Raw genomic sequence first — 22,495 nt, 5'->3', positions numbered from 1 at the left:
CTACCTGCGAAATAACGGCTAATTTAAAGCCTAAGTTGTAATCTCGCTGACTACGTCGCTCTTTTTTAAATTCTGGATTATTCATAAATAAGTCAATTTTATGTCAACTTATTTCAGGACGAGACATTTTGATAAAAAAAGCCCGACTGTAAAGTCGGGCTTTTCTGGTGGTTAATATATTTGGTTTTATGTATTATCTGATTTCTTCAAATGTAGTGCCTTGTTTAATATCTCCGGTTTTAAATCCTTTCTTAAACCAATACATTCTTTGTTCTGAAGTTCCATGCGTAAAAGAATCGGGAACAACATGTCCTTGCATTTTGCTTTGGATAGCATCGTCTCCAACTGCATTTGCAGCGCTTAACGCTTCTTCGATATCTCCGGTATCTAAGTTTTCCTGATTATAGTGCGCCCAGACACCAGCATAAAAATCGGCCTGTAATTCCAGAGCGACTGAAAGTTTATTGGCTTCCGCATCGCTTTTGCCTTGCTGTTCCTGACGCATTTTTGCTGATGTTCCCAGTAAAGTCTGTATGTGATGACCGATTTCATGTGCAATTACATAAGCAATAGCAAAATCGCCACCTTTTGCGCCAAATTTAGTTTTTAATTCTTCAAAAAAGCCCAAATCCATATAGACTTTACGATCGCCAGGACAATAAAATGGCCCCGATGCCGATGATGCTCCGCCACATGCTGTTTGTACAGCGCCTTTGAAAAGAACTAATTTTGGTTTTTCATAAGTCATGCCATGTTCTGCGAAAATTTTACTCCAGATGTCTTCATTATCTGCTAGAACAACTCTAACAAAATTCCCCATTTCTTCGTCTTCTTTGCTTAATGGAGCTGCAGCTTCAGTTTGTTGACCTTGTCCACCTTGCATTTGTTCTAAAATCGGTGCTATTTGCTGACCGGTTTCGCCGCCAAAAACATTCAGTAGCAAAACAATGATGCCAATTACTCCTCCGCCAATTATAGCTTTGCCACCACCAGAGATTGATCTTCGGTCTTCTACATTATCACTTTGTCTTCTGCCTTGCCATTTCATATTGAATTGTTTTTAAGCTTGTTATAAAAAGGTATACGAATTTATAGATTTTTTATGATAAATTTCACATTTGAAACATTTATGTTCAAAAGATTTAAAGAAAAAAGTGTTTTTGTAAGTTGCAAAAAAATATGAATTAACCAAGCCATTTGATTAAGGTTTCTTCAACACTTCCTTTCATAATGGGTTTAGAAATATAATCATCCATTCCGGCAGAAATACATTTATTTCTTTCGTCTTTTTCTGCTCCTGCGGTTACTGCGATAATTGGGATATCTCTTCCTTTTTTCGTGTTTCGGATAGCTCTCGTAGTTTCGTAACCATTCATAATAGGCATTTGAATGTCCATAAAGACGATGGTTGGATTTATTTTTTCAAACTGCTGTATGGCTTCATATCCGTTTTCACATTCGTGAATATAAGCATTGTTGTAAAGATTTTTTATGATTGTTTTCAGAAGAAGCATATTTACTTTATTGTCTTCAACAATTAAAAAAGTAATAGTATTGCCATTAGATTCTATATTTTCAGAATCTACTTCAATATTTAAGCTTTTAAGTTCGGCATTGTATTTATCGTTAATGCTCTGGTTGCTCGTTTTTAGGTTTAAATCGAAGAAAAAATTACTTCCTACGTCAATTTTACTTTCCAGTTGTAAACGGCTTTCCATTAGTGCCAGTAATTGATTGGAAATAGTTAAACCTAATCCCGTTCCTCCAAATTTTCTAGTTGTAGAGCTGTCTTCCTGAGAAAAAGCTTTGAAAATTTTCTTTTGATTTTTTTCCAGAATTCCGATTCCGGTATCTACTACAGAAAAACGAATTACATGATTGTTGTTTTTCTTCTTTTCTAAAACTGTGACATTTAATTTAATAGAACCTTTTGTGGTAAATTTAACAGCATTTGAAAGAAGGTTAATCAGGATTTGTTTGATTCTGACAATATCAGTCCAAATATATTTAGGAACATCAGGATCAATATTTAATTCAAGTTCCAGATTTTTTTGATTGGATTCGTAAACAATTAAATCGAAAACTTGTACCAATACTTTTTTAATGTCATAAAGATCAATAAAGAGTTCTAATTTCCCTGCTTCAATTTTAGAGAAATCCAGAATGTCATTGATGATTTCAAGAAGAGAATGAGCAGATTGATTAATGGTAGTCATATATTTTTCCTGAATTTCTTCCAATTCAGTTTTCATCAGTAAATGAGTGAAACCAATAATTCCGTTAAGCGGTGTTCTGATTTCATGCGACATGTTAGCAAGGAAATCAGATTTGGATTTGTTGGCGGCTTCTGCCAATTGTTTGGCTTTTATAGCATCTTCGATTTCTTTTTTGTTGGTAATATCAAAATAGATTCCACCGACAAATTCAATTTCGTCGTCTCTTTTAATTACGTCACCAAATTCTTCCACCCAAATATATTCTCCCGATTTACGCTTTATACGGTAGACATTATGAAGAGGCATTCCTTTTTGTAAATTATCAATCTGATTGTTGATGACTTCATCTTTATCATCATGATGAATCAGTGAAAGAAATGATAAATTATTTTCTATAAATTCTGATTTCGAATAGCCGGTTAAATTTAAAACTTCATCATTTAAGAAGATTTTAGTCGAAAAGGCATCAAACTTGGATAAATAAACTGTTCCCGGAATATTGTTGGCAATCAGTTTAAATTTTTCTTCACTTTCTACAATTTTAGTTTCATTTCGATTTCGCTCTAATGCAGATGAAATATTATTGGCCAATACCTGAAAAATGTAGATTTCTTCTTCAGACCATTTTTTTTCTTTGGTACAATCATCAAAACCAATAAAACCAGTAAAAAGATCATTGATATAGAGTGGTAAAATCAAAATAGATTTGATTTCATTGTTGATCAAAAGAGTCTTAAAAAATCCTTCGTCAAGATGGCGGGTTAAGGTGTTTAGAATTTTTTTCTGCTGAGCAGCTTCATAGATTTCTGTTAGATCTTCTTCTGTCATATGACGTAAGGGCGTAATTTGATGTGCAACTCCTTCGCGTGACCATTTGTATTTTTGATAGACCGTATTGTAAATAGGATCTTTCTCATAATAATACATATGGTCGACCTTTGCCGCTTTTCCAATAATATCATAAGTTTCCTGAAACATTTGCTGTGTTGTCTTGCTGAGCAGAAATTTTTCGGTGCATAACGAAAGGGCTGATAAGAGCTGACTTTTGAATTCCAGTTTTTTTTCTGCTTCTAAGCGCATTTGAGAAGAAATAGCAAGCGAAATTACATCGGAAATGGTTCTGGCATAATTGATATCTTCATTATCCCATTCACGTTTTTTTTCGGTACTTTCAAAACAAACGACTCCTGCCAATTGTCCCGATAGAAAAATCGGAACATCAAGCATAGATTTGATGTTGTTTTTGGTAAAATATAGTTTTTCAAATTCTGATGTTTCTAATTTATTGAAAACATCCGGGGCATTAATAATGGCTTTTTTACTTAAAGTCTCGAAATAGATAGGATATGACTCTTTGTTTAAAATGTTTTTATCGTTTAGGTTTTGATTATCAAGACTGAATAGGTTTTTGCAGGTAATTAAATCTTTATGATATTTCCAGAAACTGACACGATTAGCGCGACTGATTGTTGCTGCTTCTTTTAGAATAAGATCGATGACCGTATTCAGTTTGTCATATTTGGTAAAATCGGTCGTTGATAATTTTTTGGTTGAGTTATTAAAGGCTTCAATCTTTTTAAGGCGTCTTTTTTTCTCTTTTTCAATATTTTTTTTCTCGGTAATATCTCTCGCGATTCCTGAAAAACCTGTTGTTTGGCCTAAATCATTTTTGCGGACAATAATTTTCTGTGAAATCCATATTTCTTCACCGTTTTTCTTTAAAATCGGAATTTCGATGATTGGATAATTGTTTTCGTTGAGAACTAAATTCTCGTAAAATTCAACGGCACTTTTTATATAATGTTCGTGAATAATATTGGAATAATGTTTATTGATGATTTCGTTTTCAGAATAACCTAAAATTGAAAAACCAAACTCGTTTATGAACGTAAAATAGCCGTCAGGATTAATTTCAAAAATAATATCGGTTGCGGTCTGAATAAGGTTTTTGTACTGATCCTGAACATTAATTTGCTCTGTAACATCCTGGCCGATACTAATAATTAAATCATCAGAGAATTTCTTATCCTTCCATTGAATGTATTTGAATTCTCCGTTTTTATTTTTTAATTTTCTGATGTAAAGCTTATTTTCAGGGTTATTAATAGGTTTTAAGTTTTCAAAATATTCAGAATCCTGTGTAAGTTCCCAAAATTTTAGTCCCATAACTTCTTCTGGCTGATAACCTAAAATAGTGGTAATGGTTTCACTGCTGAATAAAATTTCACCTTTTTGATTGGTAGCAATTGTAAGTGAGTTTCCCTTATGAACAATTTCGCTGGCAAACCTGAAATTGTCATGATTGTTTAGCAAAACGGCATATTTTACCTGATTAATGATAAAAATTAAAATGCAAAAATTAATAAGTAAGATAGAAGATTTTATCGGTATGAGCTGAAAAGTCACTGTGGCAATTAAAAATGCAAAAGTGAGTCCGACGAAAAACCAATAGATTTTGATTGGTTTAAGAATGCTGTAAGAAAAGAAAAAAGAAATTAAGAAAACAATAATCGGAACAACATCGTTAGAAAGCATTACGATGTTAAAAGCAACATAAGAGATGTATATAAAAAAACAGGAAATAAAAATCTGCTGAATATGATCTCTAAACCATTTTACCCTGTTGGTTATAGAGTAGATTACAAGTACAGTAACACCAATAGAAACATTTACAAATAATAAACTTTTGGGTCTGATTTTGAAAATTTCATTAATGATCTCAATAACGATTACAGCGATACCAAAAAATAATATATAAAGCTGATATTCTTTACTAATAGTGTCTTGTTCTTTCTTCTTTTCAATGAAATAGCCAATTTTAGCCTTGATCTTAAAAAACTGATAGACAAGAAGTGAAAGAAAGGCAAAAAGCGATAACCCTAAAACGATAAGCTTAGGGTTATTGTAAAAGATAATGTCGGAGTCGAGTACATACCATGCGGTCATAATTGATTCTAGGGTATTACCAAGACTGGCAATTCCTGAAATAACCGATTTGAAAAAACTATAGTCTGCGGCCATAGAATTTGGGGTATGTTGGTTTAGTAAACAGTCTTTTGAAAAACCTTAAAAGGAAGCGGTTAATTTCTCTTTAAAATACGATTTTTCTGTTTTAATCTACATTTGATTGACCAATTGAATCAATTGAATCTTCTTCTTCATTTATTCCAAAAATTCCAAAATATGTGGCATAAATCATTGAGCTGTTAAAAACGACAGTAAAGATAATTCCAACGCAGCAGGCGAAAATTCCCAGTAATGATCCGATAAAGCCTATGATGAAAAATGCAAATATGTTAAGTGGATTTTTCGTAACAACGATAAAACTTGATTTTATAGCGTCTATTGCATTCAAATTCCCGAAAACAACTAACGGAATGGATAGATACATAAAGTAAGAAACCATAAAGGATATTACATTTCCAACATATAAAACTTCAAAACTGTCAATAAAATTGGAAAGCGCCGTTCCTACAATAGCCGGAATAAAAGCAGCAACAAAAACTTGCCCGAAATAAGGAGCTCTGTAATAACTGAAAATAGTTGAAACATTAAATTCTACATCTTTGTCTGCACAATCAGCCATTTTAAGAAAACCTGCACCAAACGGAGCTGTGATCCCTGCTATAGCAGAAACAGCAACAGTTTGTATAACCAGTTGAATTGCTGTAAATTTTTGATTTTCTAAATCCAGTAAAAAATCTTTTGTAATGCTTTCTGCTCCAAAATAAGCAATCATTATTCCCATAAATGCCATTGCAGCAAGTATAGAAAAAACCAGGATAATAAGTCCTGAATAAAGTGCTATTTTTTTATAGTTTTCGAAGGCATGATTAAAAACTGTAGCAAAATCAAGTGAATAGCCATTTTTTTTAATATCCTCAATTTGGACAAGGGTAGATTTCATTTTAGCGTAAAATTGTTTTATTGACTTATAATTTTATATGGGTATCTTGACGTAAATATAATATTTTTAATCAATTCCGTATAAAAATCTATAAAACATTCTAAAATGATATGGGCACTTTTAAATCCAGTCTAAAATTCGTTTAATCGAAGCCAGCTTATCTTGGTAAGGTGCGTAGCGCATAGGCAAATCGAGCCAATTTCCTTTTTTGACAATGGCTTTATGATGCGAAAAAGTATCAAAGCTACGTTGGCCATGATATGCGCCGATTCCACTGTGTCCGACACCTCCAAATGGAAGTCTTTTATTAGAGAAATGAATAACGGTGTCGTTAACGCATCCCCCTCCAAAAGAGTATTTTGTAATTAATTTTTTGGTAAAGGAATTATTTTCGCTGAAAATATAAAATGAAAGAGGTTTCTCATAACGACTTATGATATTTTCAATGTCATTTTCATTTTCATAAGTAAGAATTGGTAAAATTGGACCAAAGATTTCTTCTTTCATAACCGGACTGTCCAAATCAGGTTCTTCGAGCAAAGTTGGAGCAATGTATAATTTGTTGGCATCGCTTTCTCCTCCAAACAATACATTTTCGTTTTGGATCATATTAGTTAAACGAAACCAGTTTTTGGTGTTAATGATTCGCGCAAAATCAGGCGATTTGTCTATTTTTTTTCCGTAAGCTTTTATAATTTCTTCAATCAAATACGTTATAAAATTGACTTTCATATTTTTCTGAACCAAAATATAATCTGGTGCAATACAAGTCTGACCGGCGTTGATGAATTTTCCCCAGACAATACGCTTTGCAGCTAGTTTTAGATTGGCAGTTTCATCTACAATACAAGGGTTTTTTCCACCCAGTTCTAAAGTAACCGGAGTTAGATTTTCTGCAGCGGCTTTGGCTACGATTTTTCCAACAGAAACACTTCCGGTAAAAAAGATATAATCCCAGCGTTGTGCTAATAATTTATTAGAAACATCTATACCACCTTCAAAAACTTCGACATGGTTGATGTGAAAGGTTTTTTCAATAATTTTTGCAATTATGGCTGATGTATGAGGTGTGAGTTCGGATGGTTTTAGAGTGACTTTGTTTCCTGCAGCAACAGCGGCAATCAAAGGGCATAATGCTAATTGAAAAGGATAGTTCCAGGGAGCCATAATTAAGACATCGCCATAAGGTTCTTTATAAATATAATCTCTGGAAGGAAAATTAAGAAGCGACGGAAAAACACGTTTTGGTTTTGCCCACGAGTTAATGTTTTTAATTGTGTCTTTCAGGTCTGATATTACATAATGAGTCTCTGTAACAACAGCTTCAAACTCTGGTTTTTGAAAGTCGTCGTATAAAGCTTTGATGATTAAATCTTCGCTTTTCTGAATATTATACAATAACTTTTTCAGTGTTTCCTTTCGATACCCGATGTCACTTTTATAATCCATTTTTACGATCAGCTTTTTTTACTCTATGCAAGTTAATCGATAAAAATTAAAAAATTAACAATTAAATCATAAAAATCATACGGCATTCCAAATCGGATCGTCTGGTGTAGGGGCAATAATTGTAATATTCTCTTTAGAAACCGGATGGACAAATGTTAGTTTTCTGGCATGAAGATGAATGCCACCGTCAGGATTGCTTCTGTCTGCTCCATATTTTAAATCGCCTTTTATCGGAGAACCGATTGCAGACAATTGCGCCCGAATTTGATGATGACGCCCTGTATGTAAATTGATTTCCAGTGCCGTATAATTTTGAAGTTCTTTTATTATGATATAATCTAAACTCGCTAATTTACTATCAGGAACTTCTTTTAAATGTGCTTTAGAAGTGTTGTTCTTTTCATTTCTTTTTAAAAAATGAACCAGTTTTGCTTTTGTATCTTTTGGTTTGTTTTTAACAACTGCCCAATATGTTTTTTGCGTTTCACGATTGCTGAAAAGCTCGTTCATTCGTGATAAAGCTTTACTGGTTCGGGCAAAAACCACAATCCCTGTTGTAGGACGATCTAAACGATGAATTACACCTAAAAAAACATCTCCGGGTTTATTGTATTTGGCTTTAATGTATTCTTTCACAACATCAGATAATGGTTTGTCTCCAGTTTTATCTCCCTGTACGATATCTCCAACACGTTTATTAACCACAATTATGTGATTGTCTTCGTGTAAAACCTGGAGATTATTCTTATCTGAAATAATTTTCATTTTGATCTGAAATTTAAATTGAAAAAAGTTTGGCTAAAGCCTAATAACACTTTAAAAATAAACCTCCAGCTTTAACTGGAGGCTATTTAGTTTTTATTTTTTTTGAAAACCTTTGAACCTTTGTCGCTTTGCTTCTTTGTACCTAAAAACTTAGTCCCTCAGAACCTTAGCAACTTAGAACCTCAAAAAAAAACTAATATTGTTCTTTTTCGTTAGGAAAATCCTGAGACTTTACATCAGCAGCATATTGACCGATTGCTTTTGTCATCTCTTCGTATAAGTTTAAGTAACGACGTAAGAAACGAGGACTAAATTCATTATTCATGCCTAACATGTCATGAATAACTAAAACCTGACCGTCAACACCGCCTCCGGCACCAATTCCGATAACAGGAATAGAAATGCTGTCTGCTACTTTTTTAGCAAGATCTGCAGGGATTTTTTCCAAAACAACTGCAAAACATCCTACTTTTTCCAGCATTTGAGCATCTTCAATTAATTTTTCAGCTTCTTCCTCTTCTTTTGCACGAACGCTGTAAGTTCCAAATTTATAGATAGACTGAGGTGTTAATCCCAGATGTCCCATAACCGGAATCCCGGCATGCAATATTTTTTTTATAGATTCTTTAATTTCTTTTCCTCCTTCTAATTTTACTGCATGTCCACCGCTTTCTTTCATTATTCTGATCGAAGAACGAAGTGCTTCTTTAGGATCTGATTGGTAACTTCCAAAAGGTAAATCTACTACAACCAAAGCTCTTTCGACAGCACGAACTACAGATGAAGCATGATAAATCATTTGATCTAGCGTAATTGGCAGTGTCGTTTCGTGACCCGCCATAACATTTGATGCAGAATCTCCAACTAAAATTACATCGACACCGGCAGTGTCAACAATTTTTGCCATTGTGTAATCGTAAGCAGTAAGCATAGAGATTTTTTCTCCATTGCTTTTCATTTCAATTAATGACTTTGTTGTGATTCTTTTATAATCTTTCTTTGCTACTGACATTTTATTTTTTTTTGAATATGTAAAAGTATTGAATAATTGTATAATGGGAATCAGCAATAATAGAATATTTCAACAGAGAAAAATTTTCCGTCTTTAAATTCTAATCGAAATTGACTGTCTTCCATTAGGATAGAGTAGATGTGAGGTGCTTTTAACGAAGCCTCAATATAAGTTCCATATTTTTCAATGAAAGCTTTTTCAGACAACGTGTGATCCAAAACCGCATTAGGATTGATAATGAATTTGTTGTTTTCGTTGATGAATACTTTGATGATCTCAGCCTTTTTTTCTTTTTCATCTACAGAAACTTCAAGGTCTGGATAGTAATAAAATAAATCGCTTAAATAAATACCGCATTCGTCACCAACTTGATTTTTTTTAGGAGGATTTCCGAATGTTTTAAATAAATCGGCCTGTGATATATAAACAGATTTGGTTTTAAATCCTTTTAATGAATAATGTGATTTAAGCATAAATGCGCTAATTTGCTCCGGCAGTTTATGTTGGGATAAGGCCTTTGCTAAAGCCATATTCAATTCTGTATCAGCAATTAATTTTGGGGCGTTAATTTGTTTTACAACTTCATAATATCTCTGATAAGCAGGCACAAGATCATTATAATTGCTATTCCATGCTAATTCAACAATTCTTTCGCTTACTGTTTTGCGCTCAGGAACTGCATTAACGTCCAGTTTGTCAAAATCTTTAATTAAAGCATTCAAATCAGGTCTTGGGCCTATAAATTTTCTCAAAGTATATTTTGCATATTCTTCAGTAAAATTTCCGTTAATGTTTACCCATTCATCCGGATTTACAGGAATATAATTAACAGCCACGGGATCTCCGGTAAAAAGTATTTCCCTAATTTTCGAATTTTTATCGGGTAAAGCACGAGCCTTTAAACCTGCAGCTAAAACAAAAAGATGATTTCCTCCGTAGTAAGCATCTCCGCCTTCAAGAATAGGATTTTCATAATCTCTAACTTTTACATCTTTTGCATTAAGGCTTTTGGCAATATATTTCTCCTGAATAAATCCTTCATTAAAATTATCTGCCTGTACTTTACGCCAGCCGTTTTGACTTTCATTGAGTAAACGAACTTCTGCTCCGTATTTAAAATAACCTAAAAATGAAGTTGAATTAGGAGAAGTATATAATCTCGTGTCGGAATTTAGAAAATAACGCTGCTGCGAATGCAGTAAAACTGTGCAGAAAAAAAGTAAAAAGTAGAGTTTTTTCATGAAGTTGATTTATGTTTTTAGCCACAGATTAAAAGGATTTACAAAGTTTTTTTTATTTCGCGAAGATTTAAAAAATCATTTTTATCCTTTTAATCTGTGGCAAACAAATATTTTTAGCAATCAGCCATATTAACCGCAACGGCAAGACCTCCTTCTGATGTTTCTTTGTATTTGGAATTCATGTCTTTTGCTGTTTCCCACATTGTATTGATTACTTTGTCTAAAGGAACTTTAGCGTTTTTCGAATCGGTTTCTAAAGCCAATTCTGCTGCATTTATAGCTTTTATCGCACCCATAGTATTTCTTTCAATACAAGGAATTTGAACCAAGCCGCCAATAGGATCGCAAGTTAAGCCCAAATGGTGTTCCATTGCAATTTCTGCCGCCATTAGAACCTGAGCAGGAGTACCGCCCATTAATTCGCAAAGTGCCGCCGCAGCCATTGAAGACGAAACCCCTATTTCTGCCTGACATCCGCCCATAGCTGCTGATATAGTAGAGCCTTTTTTGAAAATACTTCCAATTTCTCCGGCCACCATCAGGAATTGTTTGATTTCTTTTTCGCCTGCATCGTGATTTTCAATCACCATATAATACATTAAAACAGCTGGTATTACGCCTGAACTTCCATTGGTTGGAGCAGTTACCACGCGTCCTAAAGAAGCATTTACTTCATTCACGGCAAGTGCAAAACAGCTTACCCATTTTAAAATCTGGCGAAATTTAACTTCTGTTTTTCTAATTTCTTCAAGCCAGCTTTGCGGATCGGTATAGTTAGATAGTCCAATAAGGTTTTGGTGCATATCAAAAGCTCTCCTGCGAACGTGAAGTCCGCCGGGAAGTATTCCTTCAGAATGACAGCCAATGTACATGCATTCCAGCATTGTATTCCAGATACGCATTAATTCAGAATGCACTTCCGCTTCCGGGCGCATTGAAATTTCATTTTCATATACAATTTCAGAAATCGATTTGTTCTCAGAAATCGTATAGTTTAGTAATTCAGCTGCATTTTGGACAGGGTAAGGAAATGCGCATTTGATTGCTTCTTTTTGCTTGGCATTGGTGCGTTCTTCTTTTACCACAAATCCACCTCCAATAGAATAGAAAGTCGATTCGTATTCAGAATCGTCAGCTTTGTAAGCAGTAAATTTCAATCCGTTAGCATGAAAAGGAAGGAAATCTTTATTGAAAACAATGTCCTGAAGAAAGTAAAACGGAATTCCTTTCTGGTTGCCCAAATTGATTTCGTTTGTAGTTTCGATTTTTTTGATAATCCCTGCAATATCTTCAACGGGAATATATTCGGGATCCTGACCGCTTAAACCCAGCATAACAGCGAGATCTGTTGCGTGGCCTTTTCCGGTCAGAGACAAAGAACCGTATAAATCGACTTTTACTCTTATAATATTTTCCAGAATCGCTTCTTCTCTAAGCTCTTCCAAAAAGCGTTCAGCCGCGCGCCAAGGTCCCAAAGTGTGTGAGCTTGAAGGGCCAACGCCAATTTTAAGCATATCAAAAACTGAGATACATTCTTCCATTGTTCGTTTTTTGTTAAGACAAAGATAATTGAATAACGCAATGAACGGATATATTTGAATGTTAATCTTGCATATTTGTTAAAAAAAATATTAAATTTTAATAATTCGATAACGAAATAAATTTAAATCCTTAATATGCAGTTTTCGTAAAAAGTTCGCGTTTTTTAGGTATTTTTGTAGATGAACGAGTTTAAAAAATAAGCTCAGTTCTTTTAATATTAATACTTCAGGGATTTTGTTCTAATTCTGAAAATGTCTTGTTACAAATTATAATACCACAAAGAAGATAAAGTTACAATATGATAGAATTTTTCAAGCATCTATTACAAGAATTCGAATTACCACTTAACAATCCCGTATTGATTTTTTCGTTAATACTATTTATAATTCTGCTCTCTCCAATTTTACTTAAAAAGATCAATATTCCGGGAATTATCGGACTTATTATTTCCGGGGTTATCATTGGACCTCACGGATTAAATATTCTCGCAAAAAACTCGGCAGTTGATTTATTTTCGACAATCGGACTTTTGTATATCATGTTTATTGCGGGCTTAGAATTGGATATGAATGAGTTTAAAGCCAATAGAAACAAGAGCTTATTATTTGGTTTTTTTACTTTTATTTTACCACTTTCGATCGGATTTCCCGTTTGTTTTTATTTATTGCAATATGATTTTAATGCCAGTTTTTTAACAGCAAGTATGTTTGCGACACACACATTGGTTGCCTATCCGATTGTGAGTAAACTGGGAATTGCCAAAAATCAGGCTGTTGCGATTACGGTAGGCGGAACTATTCTGACCGATACTGCAGTTTTGATTATTCTTGCCGTGATTATGGGAAGTGCGCAGGGAAGTTTAAATCAGGCTTTCTGGATTAAATTAACAGTTTCATTAGCGATTTTTTCAGCCATTATGTTTTTGGTTATCCCAAGAATTGCCAAATGGTTTTTCAAAAAACTGGAAAGTGAAAAACACGCTCACTATATTTTTGTACTCTCTGTGGTTTTCTTCGCAGCCTTTTTAGCCGAAGTAGCAGGAGTAGAGCCAATTATTGGGGCTTTCGTTGCCGGTTTGGCATTGAATCCTTTAATTCCGCATTCTTCTGCATTGATGAATAGAATTGAGTTTATTGGAAACGCTTTGTTTATTCCGTTTTTCCTGATTTCTGTAGGAATGCTGGTTGACGTAAGTGTAATTTTAAGCGGACCAACAGCGTTGATTGTAGCAGGAACTTTAAGTGTCGTGGCAATATTTGGAAAATGGATTGCTGCCTTTTTCACCCAAATCGTATTTAAATATACCAAAACAGAAAGACAACTTATTTTCGGCTTAAGTAGTGCGCATGCAGCCGCAACTCTGGCAGTAATTTTAGTTGGGTTTAAAGCAAAAATATTAGACGAAAACATTTTAAACGGAACGATTATCTTAATTCTGATTACTTGTATTGTAGCTTCTTTTGCAACGGAAAAAGCGGCTAAGAAAATTGCAATTTGTGAAGAAGAAATTTCGCCGGAAGATACAGGCAGAGATCAAATCCTGGATGAACATATTCTGATTCCGCTGGCGAAAACTTCTGCTGCAGCAAGTTTGCTGGATTTTGCACTTTTGATTAAAGATAAAAAATCATCTAATCCTGTAACATTGTTGACTATTGTTCCTAATAATAATCAGGCAGAGAAGAATATTTTAAAATACCGAAAAGCAGTTGATAAATTTGTTGTTCAGGCTTCGGCTTCGGAAGTAAAAATCAATACAATTGCCAGAATTGACCATAATCCGGCAAGTGGAATTGCAAGAACTTCCAAAGAAATCATGTCGGATATTGTGATCGTTGGCTGGCCAAGAAAAACCGGATTTATAGATAAAATCTTCGGAGAAAATGTAGATTCCATTATCAATAACGTCGATAAGAGTTTGTTTATCTGTAGGTTTCAAAAGAATTTTATTGAAGAAAAAAGATTGGTTTTTGTCTGTCCTCCATTTTCTGAAAGAGGCGTTGGTTTTCAGGTATTGCTTCAGAAAATCTGTCGCTTATCTCAGGAATTAAGTATTCCGATTGTGGTTTACGCAGAATATAAAACGCACGAAACCATTCAGCAGATTGCTAATAATTTGAAATTGAATGCCAAATTAGGATTTAAAAACGTTTCGGATTGGGAAGATTTTGAATCCATTTCAGACGAAATGAAACCAACCGATTTAGTTGTTTTTAATCTGTCAAGAAAAGGGTCTGTTTCGTATCAGTCGATTTTTGATAAACTGCCTCATAAATTTGAGAAGTTTTTTGAAAATAACAATGTTATTTTGGTTTACCCGCAAGATGACCGCAAAGAAAGCGCAATGGATGCTTATGAAGATTTTACGGCTTCACCATTGGCAAAAGGTATTGAAGCCATTGAACAAATTGGACGTGGTTTGGGAAGTATTTTGAAAAAAGGTTAAAAAATATTTATCAATTTATGACAGAAGAATTATTAGGGATTTTTAATAAATACAGTTTTCCGGAAAGGGACGAGAATTCTTTAGTCAGCATTGAAGATATTCAATTGCATTTAAAATTTGATCTTCCGGAAGATTACGTTTTTTACGTAGAGAATTACTTGGGAATAGATCAGTTTATTGGGTTCGAGTTTATAAAACTTTGGAGTTTAGAAGAAATTATTGATGCAAATTTAGAATATCATATTTTCGAAAAATTACCACAAACACTGGCTATCGGAACGAACGGAAGCGGTGAATTTATTGGAATCTATTTTGACGATACTAACGCTATAAAAATTATTCTTTCTCCTTTTACTGATTTAAATGCTAATTATCATGTCGAAATAGGAAACTCTTTTACTGATTTTCTTGTCAGGCTTGATGAAGGTGTCGAATGGTTTTCATAATTTAAATACGACTTATATGAATCACAAAATAAAATCAATCCGTCCTTTTATAGGTTCTAAAGACTTCGAGATTTCAAGAAGTTTCTACCGAGATTTAGGTTTTGAAGAAATAGTTTTAGAACATAATTTTTCTGTTTTCAAAGTAGGAGAAATCGCTTTTTACCTTCAGGATTATTACGATAAAAGCTGGAACGAAAACACCATGATTTTTCTCGAAGTTGATGATGTTGATCGCTATTATAGTGAATTGGAAGCACTTAATTTAACGGAGAAATATGGTGTAAAATTAACGCCAACGAGACATTTAGACTGGGGAAGTGAATGTTTTCTGCACGATCCATCCGGGGTTCTATGGCATTTTGGGAAGTTTAAATAAAGATTTATTTAATTTAAGTTTGCCGCAAATTCCACTAATTATTACAATTAGAAAGAATAAATTAGTAAAAATTAGTGGTAAAAAACTTATCTCAATCCAAAATCTCCCAAAACGCGAGTCGTACTTTTACGCTGATACCAATCATTGTAAACTAATTCAATACTTGTTACATCAAATTCTCCAAAATCATAATCACGGAATTTTTCTGCAATTTCAAGCAGTTTTTTGGGATTATGAAGTTTTTCCTGAAAGCGCATTATTGTAGAGTGCGCGGTAGAAATTTCATATCGACTGTCAATACTCTGTTGTAAATCCGAATTTTTGAAGTTTTCGCGAAGTCTGTTTCTTAAATTATTCAAAGTTTCATCGCTTGGAAATCCCTGAATCATGATTGCCGAGGGAGAAGCCGTAATACCTTTGTAGTGAATTTTGATTTTATTTACCTCTACAAGGCTTCTGCAGATCACTTCAATATATTCACTTGGTGAAATCTGACTTAAATTAAATGCTGTAGAGCAAGAAATAATAGACATTACCGTAATATGAATATCTGAATCCGGATAAAAATACTGTTCCGGTTCTGCTTTTTTTAGTTCATTTATAAAATGCTGGATATTCGCTTTTATTTCATCGTTTGGGCGAATTAATAGCGTTATACCGAACCGCGAATCAGATTCGTTTTTAATTTCTGAATCAGTTACATATTTACCTTCCAAAATAGCTTCAGAAGACGTTTTATAAAGTTGATTGTAATGTTCGGTTAAATTCATTATTCAGTTATTTCTTTTTTACTTTTTCTAGATTTTCTTTCACTCTGAATTTTACAATTTTTGTAATCAGATCGTAAGGCATTTTATCTTTTAACGGAAACTGAACCGAGCCTTTGCCTGATTTGTATTTTGAAAGTTCTGCTGCAAAAGCTTCATGGCCACTCGGAAGGGCATAAAGACCGATATGGTTTTTGAAAGCGGCAAAATAAACTACAATTCCATTTTGCTCAAAAGCCGGCATAGAATAACTAATTTTTTCTTTTGCATCCGGCGCTGCTTTTTGAATCGTCATTCGAACCTTTTCCAAAATTTCCTGAACATCATTTGGAAATCCACCAATGTATTCATCTATATTTTCGGGTTTCTTTGTTTCCATGGTTTTTCTTTTTGTTTGTTTCAGGTTTCAGGTTTCAAGTTCTCAGTAGTGACCTGAAACGTAATTTTTTATTTTACCGCAAAGTGCGCTAAGATAATTAGTTACAGGACTAAGCTGAATCTATGTATTAAGTTCGCAAAGCTTTATCTGTAAATGTTGTACATAAACAAAGCTTTGCGGATTTTTCATTTTAATGACTCTCAAAAAAAACTTAGCGTACTTTGCGTAACCCTTTGTGTTCTTTGCGGTTAAATTGTTGACACCAATACGTTTCTTTCATTTTAACGCAAAGTTCGCGAAGTATTTTTAAGTACTAGACTAAGCAGAATCTACATAATAAGTTCACAAAGCTTAGCGGACTTCTCATTTTAATGACTCTCAAAAAAAAACTTAGCGTACTTTGCGTAAACCTTTGTGTTCTTTGCGGTTAAATTGTTGACACCAATACGTTTCTTTCATTTTAACGCAAAGTTCGCGAAGTATTTTTAAGTACTAGACTAAGCAGAATCTACATAATAAGTTCACAAAGCTTTGCGGACTTTTCATTTTAATGACTCTCAAAAAAAAACTTAGCGTACTTTGCGTAACCCTTTGTGTTCTTTGCGGTTAAATAACACCATCAAGCAAGTCCTTTCGGAAAACGATCCAAAACTAAATTCAGCTTTATATGATGTTCCAAAAAAGCTTTGGCACCAGCCAGAACCAATGTAAATCCTTCTGTAGAATTACGAACCTGATCTATAATTTTATCAGAATCTCCGTGAAAACCTGAATTAGTAATGCTTACAAAAGTTTCACTTTCATTTAATGGATTAAAGACCCATTCTACCAGGGTAATTTCGTCGGGATTTCCCCATTCGATCACAATCTTTTTATTTTCCTGCAGAACCAGCGTTTTAACTGTAAGCGAAAAACCATACATTTCCCAGGTCCATTCGGTTTTTTCATTTTCTTCTAATTTGCCCGATCCTTTAGTAAACCAAAATTTACTTGTAATCTGCGGATCAATAAAAGCCTGAAAAACCTCTGAAACAGGTTTCCGAATCAGCATTTCGGCTTTTGCGTATTTGTTATTTTCTGTTTTCATGGTTTAGAAGTTAGAGGTTAAAAGTCGGAAGCAAAATGAAAGATCTAAGATGACATTTTGCTTCCTTATTTCAATTTTCTTGCGACCTCTAATTTATGAAATTGCTACAGTAAAAATGTCAAAAATTAATTAAATGTAAAACCAACTAATAAATTAACTGAGTTGGTTTTAAGGGAATCATTATTAAAAGCTTGTGCTTTTGAAATATTTGATAAACCAAGATTATCTCTTAATTCAATATACAGCTGATGATTTTCTGTTAACGTAAATTCTTTACCAATACCGGCTGAGAATCCAAAATCCAGTGATTTTTTATTGTCTGTATCCTCTTCGTCATATTCACTTTCATCAGGAATATTAGTTTTCGTTTTTATTCCCGATTTTACCAAATAACCTAAGTAAGGTCCTGCATTTACATAAAAACTTTTATCGCTGGAAAAATTGTATTTCAACATTATTGGAAGAACAACATAATTTAAATATGCAGTAGATTTTACTTCATAAATACCGGGAGGAAGTTGAACTGATGGATCCATAATTTCTACGGAAGCTTTAGAAATCTGAGTTTTTCTCTCATAATTTAAGTCTGCTTTTATAGATAAATTTTCCTGAATCTGGTGCTGAAAAGAAAATCCGAATAAATAAGCAAAACCGGCAGAGTCATCTGTAAAAGACCTGTAACCTCTAAAACTGGAGTAATTTAAACCTCCATGTATTCCAAATTTAACTTTTGATTCCTGAGCTGTTGTTTTAAAAGTAATTAAAGAAAGAGTTAATAATAAAAAAGTAATTTTTTTCATTTTTTTTTGGTTGATTAATTTGGTCACGAATGTATCGAATTACAAATTAATGTTAAAGCTTTTTTTAGTATTAAACATTCTTTTTGTCAATCCATTTGCCAACTGTTGGCGCTGTATAATTTCTCATTTGATGTAACAAATCATCAATATTATCGCTTATCAAAAGCATTTCTCTGTTAGCTTCTTTTAGTAAACCTTTATCAGTCATGGTTTTTAGTAATTCAATAAGAAAATCATAAAAGCCATTTACATTTAAAATTGCAATAGGTTTTTTATGAAGCCCTAACTGAGCCCATGTCAGCATTTCAAAAAGCTCTTCAAGAGTTCCAAAACCACCGGGAAGAGCAATTACACCATCACATAAATCGTTCATTTTGGTTTTGCGTTCGTGCATACTTTCAACCAAAATCAGTTCTGTTAAGTTTTGATGCGCAATTTCTTTTGATCTCAAAAAGTTCGGAAGAACACCAATTACTTTTCCGCCAGCGTTTAAAGCACCGTCTGCTACTGCGCCCATCAAGCCAACATTCGCGCCACCGTAAATTAGTTCTATATTTTGTGCTGCAAGAGTTTTTCCTAATGCAATTGCCTGTTCTTCATATATTTTTTCGGTGCCGAAACTAGAGGCACAGAAGACTGTTATTCTTTTCATTCTTTTTTTTAGTTATGGGTTTATGAGTTATTGGTTAAGTGTTAAGAGTGTTAGATGAGAAATTTTACATTTAACTCCTAACTTTTACCAATCACTTTTTTTTAATTCATACTCAAAATAAGGCATATCAGTTCCATTTGCTGTTAAGACCATATCTCTTACTTTTTCAGCTCCAAGTTTTTGAACCGCTTTCTGTGAACGAAAATTTTCTGCTCCAACATGAAAAAAAATGGAATCTACATACTGAAATGCATAATCGATTAAAAGTTTTTTATTGGATTTATTATAAGGACCACCCCAATATTTTCTTGTAATAAAAGTGTAGCCAATTGCGACACTTGACTTTTCGGGGTTGTATTCGTAAAAACGGGTTGTACCCATTATTTCGTTTGTCTGTTTATCAAGAATTAAAAATGAACCTTTTGAATCTATTGCAGCTCTAAAAAACGCGGTAAAACCTTCTCTGTGATAACGGTCTTTAGAAGGATGCTGTTCCCAGATTAAAGGATCTGATGCTGCTTCAAATAATGCTTCAAAATGTTCTTCTTTTAAAGGAATTAGTTTTGTGATTTCATCTTCCAGAATATCAGGTTGTAAATTGAAGTCAGATATTTTCATTTTTATAGTTTTTATAGTTAGTTTTTTGCTTTCCGAAAATGTCAGGATAAAAATTAAATCTTTCTAATCTGTACACAAGAAACATCCTGCATTTTAATTTCTTTCCCAGTTTTCTTTAATAATCCGGTTTTAGGATTTATTTTAAAAACAATCACATTTCCGGTTTGAACATTTGAAGCAACTAAAAATTTTCCGCTTTCATCAATAGCAAAAACGCGTGGATGTCTTCCTAAAGTAGATTGGTAGCCTATGTTTGTCAATAATCCGTTTTCATCGATTGAAAAAATAGCAATATTGTTTTCTTTTCCGCGATTTGTGGCGTATAAAAATTTTCCGTTCGGAGAAATATGAACATCAGAACTTTCAAAACCTTCTTTTATTTTATCAGGATGTGTGGCAATACGCTGAATTTTGTTTAATACGCCATTTTCATATTTGTAAACACTTAATTGTCCTGCCATTTCTTCGATGCAATAACCAAACTTCTGATTTGGATGAAAAGTAAAATGCCTTGGGCCAGCTTCTAAATCGGTTTTTGTAAACGGATTTTTTGTTTCCACTAAAGATTTTTTCAGATTTTCGTCAAAAGCATAGCAACGAATTTTATCGGCTCCCAAATCGGGTAAAAAAAGATAATCGCATTGAGGAGAAAATACCGCCGAATGAACGTGTGATCTGGTTTGCCTTTCTTTATGTGTGCTTCCGTCCGTATATTGAAAATTTTGGGCAATAGAATCGATTTTACCACTTTCTAAAATAGGAAAAACAGAAACGCTTCCCTCTGTGTAATTCGCATTGGCTAACCATTTTCCGTTTTTATGAACTGAAACATAAACCGGATTTTCACCGCCGCTTCGCTGACTGTTTAAGAACGTCAAAGTTTTATTTGCCGGATCAAATTCAAAACTGCTTATGCTTCCCGCATTTGGTGTTTTGGTGTCAGTACAGGCATAAACATATTTTCCGTTTGGTGAAACAGTTAAATAGGAGGGATTAACAATATTAGTGACCGAAGTAAATTTCGTCAGTTTTCCGCTTAAAGTATCCAACTGGTAAACCTGAATTGCCTCAGCCGATTTATCACGATTGTATGATCCTAAAAAGACGTAAGTGTTTTGGGAAAATAGATTAAAGCTTAGGAAAAAGGTTATTGCTATTATGAAGTTTTTTGAATTCATTTTAGTTTTTTTGGTTTCAGGTTTCAGGTTTCAAGTTTCAGGTTGTAATTGCATTTCACATTTCACCATCAATCATTAACAATTAATTCACCCCTTTCCACCATTGTTTAAATTCCTGATTGTTATTTTTTAGTTCTACTTTTTCACCAATCATTGGGGTTATAAGCGGAATAGGATTTTCGCTTAAACTATTCAATTCTGTTACTTTAAGTAAAGGTTCATCCCAGGAATGAAGCGATAAAGAAAACTTAGAAGAATGTACGGGAAAAACTCTTTTGGCTTTTAAATCTTTCATTGCTTTTATCACGTCTTCCGGCATATTGTGAATATATTTCCATTTTTCGTTGTATTGACCATTATCAAGTAAAGCAACATCAAAAGGACCATATTTTTCTCCTATTTCAGCAAAATGAGTATCGTAGCCGCTATCTCCACCCAAATACATTTTAAAATCTTTAGTTTCTAAAATGAAAGAAGTCCAAAGCGTATTACATCTTTTAAAACTTCTGCCTGAAAAGTGTCTTGATGGCGCAGTGTGAAGCGTTAGATTTTCATCCAGTTCGATTTTGGAATACCAGTCTTTCTCCACAATATTTTCTGAAGGAAATCCCCAAAACTCAAAGTGTGAACCTACTCCAAGAGCTGTAATTATTTCTTTTGTTTTAGGTTTTAATTTCAGAATTGTATCATAATCCAAATGATCGTAATGATCGTGTGTAATCAGTAAATAATCAATTTCAGGAAGATCTTCGACTGTATAAATGTCACTTCCTTTAAACGATTTTGTTGTACCGGGAATGGGAGAGGCGTTTCCACTAAAAACCGGATCAATCAAAAAACGCTTTCCTTCAAGCTGAATAAAGTAAGACGAGTGCCCAAACCAAACCAAAACATCCTGATCAATTGGTAATTCATGTAAATTGGTTTTTACGGACGGAATTAAATCGGTTGGAATTTTTCGTTCTACTTTTTTAAAGAAAAATTCAAACAAAACTCCAGCCATACTTGCTCCTTCTGCAAGGTCTGGAGTGAAACTCTGATTTTCGAATTTGCCGTTTTTGTATTGAGGCGAATTCTGAATTAAAGTCAGTCTTTCGCCGGAAGGCGCTTTCCCAAATTTAGGATGTTCCAAAAATCGGTAAAGAGCAAGTGCTATTAGTGCTAATAGAATTAAAAATGTGATCATTTATTTGGAGGATATAAATTTTGAGTATAATCAATCGAAAGTAAAATTATCTTTTTTAAGATCTCCATATCGATATCGGCTAATTTTTTAATGTAAATACAGGCTTTAGAAGAAGTATGTTTGCCAAGTTTAGGCAAAAGTTCTTCTCTTTCTTTTTCAGGTAGATAAAAATAAACAGTCATTGCTGTTTTTCTCGGCGAAAAACCGGCTAAAGGTGCATCGCCTTCATGACCGCTTTCGTATTTGTAATGGTAACTTCCAAAACCAATAATACTTGGCCCCCACATTTTGGGTTCAAAACCGGTAATTTCCTGTATTATTTTAAGAAGTTCAAAAGCGTCGTTTCTTTTTACTTCATTTTCTACAGCATTAATAAAGTCTGTAACGCTGCTTGTAGTTTCAGTGGTTTTATTGACAGCCATTTTGAA

Annotated in this window: 20 protein-coding genes; 3 read left to right on the top strand and 17 right to left on the bottom strand. The window is 33.6% G+C overall.

Annotation, left to right across the window (positions count from 1 at the left end):
* Positions 1-193: 193 nt before the first annotated feature.
* The 8 genes from ypfJ to ACFS3A_RS26500 form a co-directional block, all read right to left on the bottom strand.
* Positions 194-1,048, bottom strand: a complete 855-nt coding sequence (gene ypfJ / locus ACFS3A_RS26535; protein WP_379828729.1) for a KPN_02809 family neutral zinc metallopeptidase — start codon at positions 1,046-1,048, stop codon at positions 194-196.
* A gap of 136 nt (positions 1,049-1,184) precedes the next feature.
* Positions 1,185-5,237: a PAS domain S-box protein gene (locus ACFS3A_RS26530; protein ID WP_379828728.1), complete on the bottom strand. Its 4,053-nt coding sequence runs from the start codon at positions 5,235-5,237 to the stop codon at positions 1,185-1,187.
* A 91-nt stretch (positions 5,238-5,328) separates the two neighbouring features.
* Positions 5,329-6,123 (bottom strand): hypothetical protein, encoded by a 795-nt coding sequence (locus tag ACFS3A_RS26525; protein WP_379828726.1) that lies wholly within the window; start codon positions 6,121-6,123, stop codon positions 5,329-5,331.
* Positions 6,124-6,243: 120 nt separating this feature from the next.
* The gene (locus ACFS3A_RS26520; RefSeq protein WP_379828724.1) at positions 6,244-7,572 is read right to left on the bottom strand and encodes an aldehyde dehydrogenase; all 1,329 of its coding nucleotides are present in this window, start codon (positions 7,570-7,572) and stop codon (positions 6,244-6,246) included.
* 75 nt (positions 7,573-7,647) lie between these two features.
* Positions 7,648-8,337 (bottom strand): RluA family pseudouridine synthase, encoded by a 690-nt coding sequence (locus tag ACFS3A_RS26515; RefSeq protein ID WP_379828722.1) that lies wholly within the window; start codon positions 8,335-8,337, stop codon positions 7,648-7,650.
* A gap of 193 nt (positions 8,338-8,530) precedes the next feature.
* The gene (gene panB / locus ACFS3A_RS26510; protein ID WP_289661902.1) at positions 8,531-9,349 is read right to left on the bottom strand and encodes a 3-methyl-2-oxobutanoate hydroxymethyltransferase; all 819 of its coding nucleotides are present in this window, start codon (positions 9,347-9,349) and stop codon (positions 8,531-8,533) included.
* 50 nt (positions 9,350-9,399) lie between these two features.
* A complete protein-coding gene (locus ACFS3A_RS26505) occupies positions 9,400-10,590 on the bottom strand; it encodes an SH3 domain-containing protein (RefSeq protein WP_379828720.1) in 1,191 nt (396 codons plus the stop codon).
* 113 nt (positions 10,591-10,703) lie between these two features.
* Positions 10,704-12,131, bottom strand: a complete 1,428-nt coding sequence (locus ACFS3A_RS26500; RefSeq protein WP_379828718.1) for an L-serine ammonia-lyase — start codon at positions 12,129-12,131, stop codon at positions 10,704-10,706.
* Positions 12,132-12,430: 299 nt separating this feature from the next.
* On the opposite strand from ACFS3A_RS26500, the gene ACFS3A_RS26495 reads away from it, so the two are divergent.
* From ACFS3A_RS26495 to ACFS3A_RS26485, 3 genes are read left to right on the top strand one after another with little or no spacing between them, the layout of a single operon-like run.
* Entirely contained in the window at positions 12,431-14,578 is a 2,148-nt protein-coding gene (locus ACFS3A_RS26495) for a cation:proton antiporter (RefSeq protein ID WP_379828716.1), read from the top strand.
* Positions 14,579-14,595: 17 nt separating this feature from the next.
* The gene (locus ACFS3A_RS26490; protein WP_379828714.1) at positions 14,596-15,024 is read left to right on the top strand and encodes an SMI1/KNR4 family protein; all 429 of its coding nucleotides are present in this window, start codon (positions 14,596-14,598) and stop codon (positions 15,022-15,024) included.
* A 16-nt stretch (positions 15,025-15,040) separates the two neighbouring features.
* The gene (locus ACFS3A_RS26485; protein WP_379828712.1) at positions 15,041-15,400 is read left to right on the top strand and encodes a VOC family protein; all 360 of its coding nucleotides are present in this window, start codon (positions 15,041-15,043) and stop codon (positions 15,398-15,400) included.
* Between the two features lie 86 nt (positions 15,401-15,486).
* Here the strand turns inward: ACFS3A_RS26485 and ACFS3A_RS26480 are convergent, their stop codons facing one another.
* The 9 genes from ACFS3A_RS26480 to ACFS3A_RS26440 all read right to left on the bottom strand — a co-directional run bounded on the left by ACFS3A_RS26480 (position 15,487) and on the right by ACFS3A_RS26440 (position 22,489).
* Positions 15,487-16,170: a 2'-5' RNA ligase family protein gene (locus ACFS3A_RS26480; protein ID WP_379828710.1), complete on the bottom strand. Its 684-nt coding sequence runs from the start codon at positions 16,168-16,170 to the stop codon at positions 15,487-15,489.
* Positions 16,171-16,177: 7 nt separating this feature from the next.
* Positions 16,178-16,546 carry an iron chaperone gene (locus tag ACFS3A_RS26475; protein ID WP_379828708.1) on the bottom strand — a complete coding sequence of 123 codons (369 nt, stop codon included), beginning with the start codon at positions 16,544-16,546 and terminating at the stop codon, positions 16,178-16,180.
* A gap of 619 nt (positions 16,547-17,165) precedes the next feature.
* Positions 17,166-17,633, bottom strand: a complete 468-nt coding sequence (locus ACFS3A_RS26470; RefSeq protein WP_379828706.1) for an SRPBCC family protein — start codon at positions 17,631-17,633, stop codon at positions 17,166-17,168.
* Between the two features lie 125 nt (positions 17,634-17,758).
* Positions 17,759-18,433: a porin family protein gene (locus ACFS3A_RS26465; RefSeq protein WP_379828704.1), complete on the bottom strand. Its 675-nt coding sequence runs from the start codon at positions 18,431-18,433 to the stop codon at positions 17,759-17,761.
* Positions 18,434-18,503: 70 nt separating this feature from the next.
* The gene (locus tag ACFS3A_RS26460; RefSeq protein WP_379828702.1) at positions 18,504-19,085 is read right to left on the bottom strand and encodes an LOG family protein; all 582 of its coding nucleotides are present in this window, start codon (positions 19,083-19,085) and stop codon (positions 18,504-18,506) included.
* Positions 19,086-19,169: 84 nt separating this feature from the next.
* Positions 19,170-19,703, bottom strand: coding sequence for a GNAT family N-acetyltransferase (locus tag ACFS3A_RS26455; protein ID WP_379828700.1), 534 nt, complete (start codon positions 19,701-19,703; stop codon positions 19,170-19,172).
* A 53-nt stretch (positions 19,704-19,756) separates the two neighbouring features.
* Complete coding sequence (locus ACFS3A_RS26450) at positions 19,757-20,881, bottom strand: lactonase family protein (RefSeq protein ID WP_379828698.1); 1,125 nt, start codon at positions 20,879-20,881, stop codon at positions 19,757-19,759.
* Positions 20,882-20,963: 82 nt separating this feature from the next.
* On the bottom strand, positions 20,964-22,067 hold the full coding sequence (locus tag ACFS3A_RS26445; protein ID WP_379828696.1) for an MBL fold metallo-hydrolase: 1,104 nt from the start codon (positions 22,065-22,067) through the stop codon (positions 20,964-20,966).
* The gene (locus ACFS3A_RS26440; RefSeq protein ID WP_379828694.1) at positions 22,064-22,489 is read right to left on the bottom strand and encodes a DUF1801 domain-containing protein; all 426 of its coding nucleotides are present in this window, start codon (positions 22,487-22,489) and stop codon (positions 22,064-22,066) included. The genes ACFS3A_RS26445 and ACFS3A_RS26440 overlap by 4 nt, the downstream gene beginning before the upstream one ends.
* Between the last annotated feature and the right edge of the window lie 6 nt (positions 22,490-22,495).

This window comes from Flavobacterium notoginsengisoli (assembly GCF_042686225.1).
Classification (GTDB): Bacteria; Bacteroidota; Bacteroidia; order Flavobacteriales; family Flavobacteriaceae; genus Flavobacterium; species Flavobacterium notoginsengisoli.
Note: the sequence above shows the minus strand (reverse complement) of the source record. Positions and strands in the feature narration are given on the sequence as shown.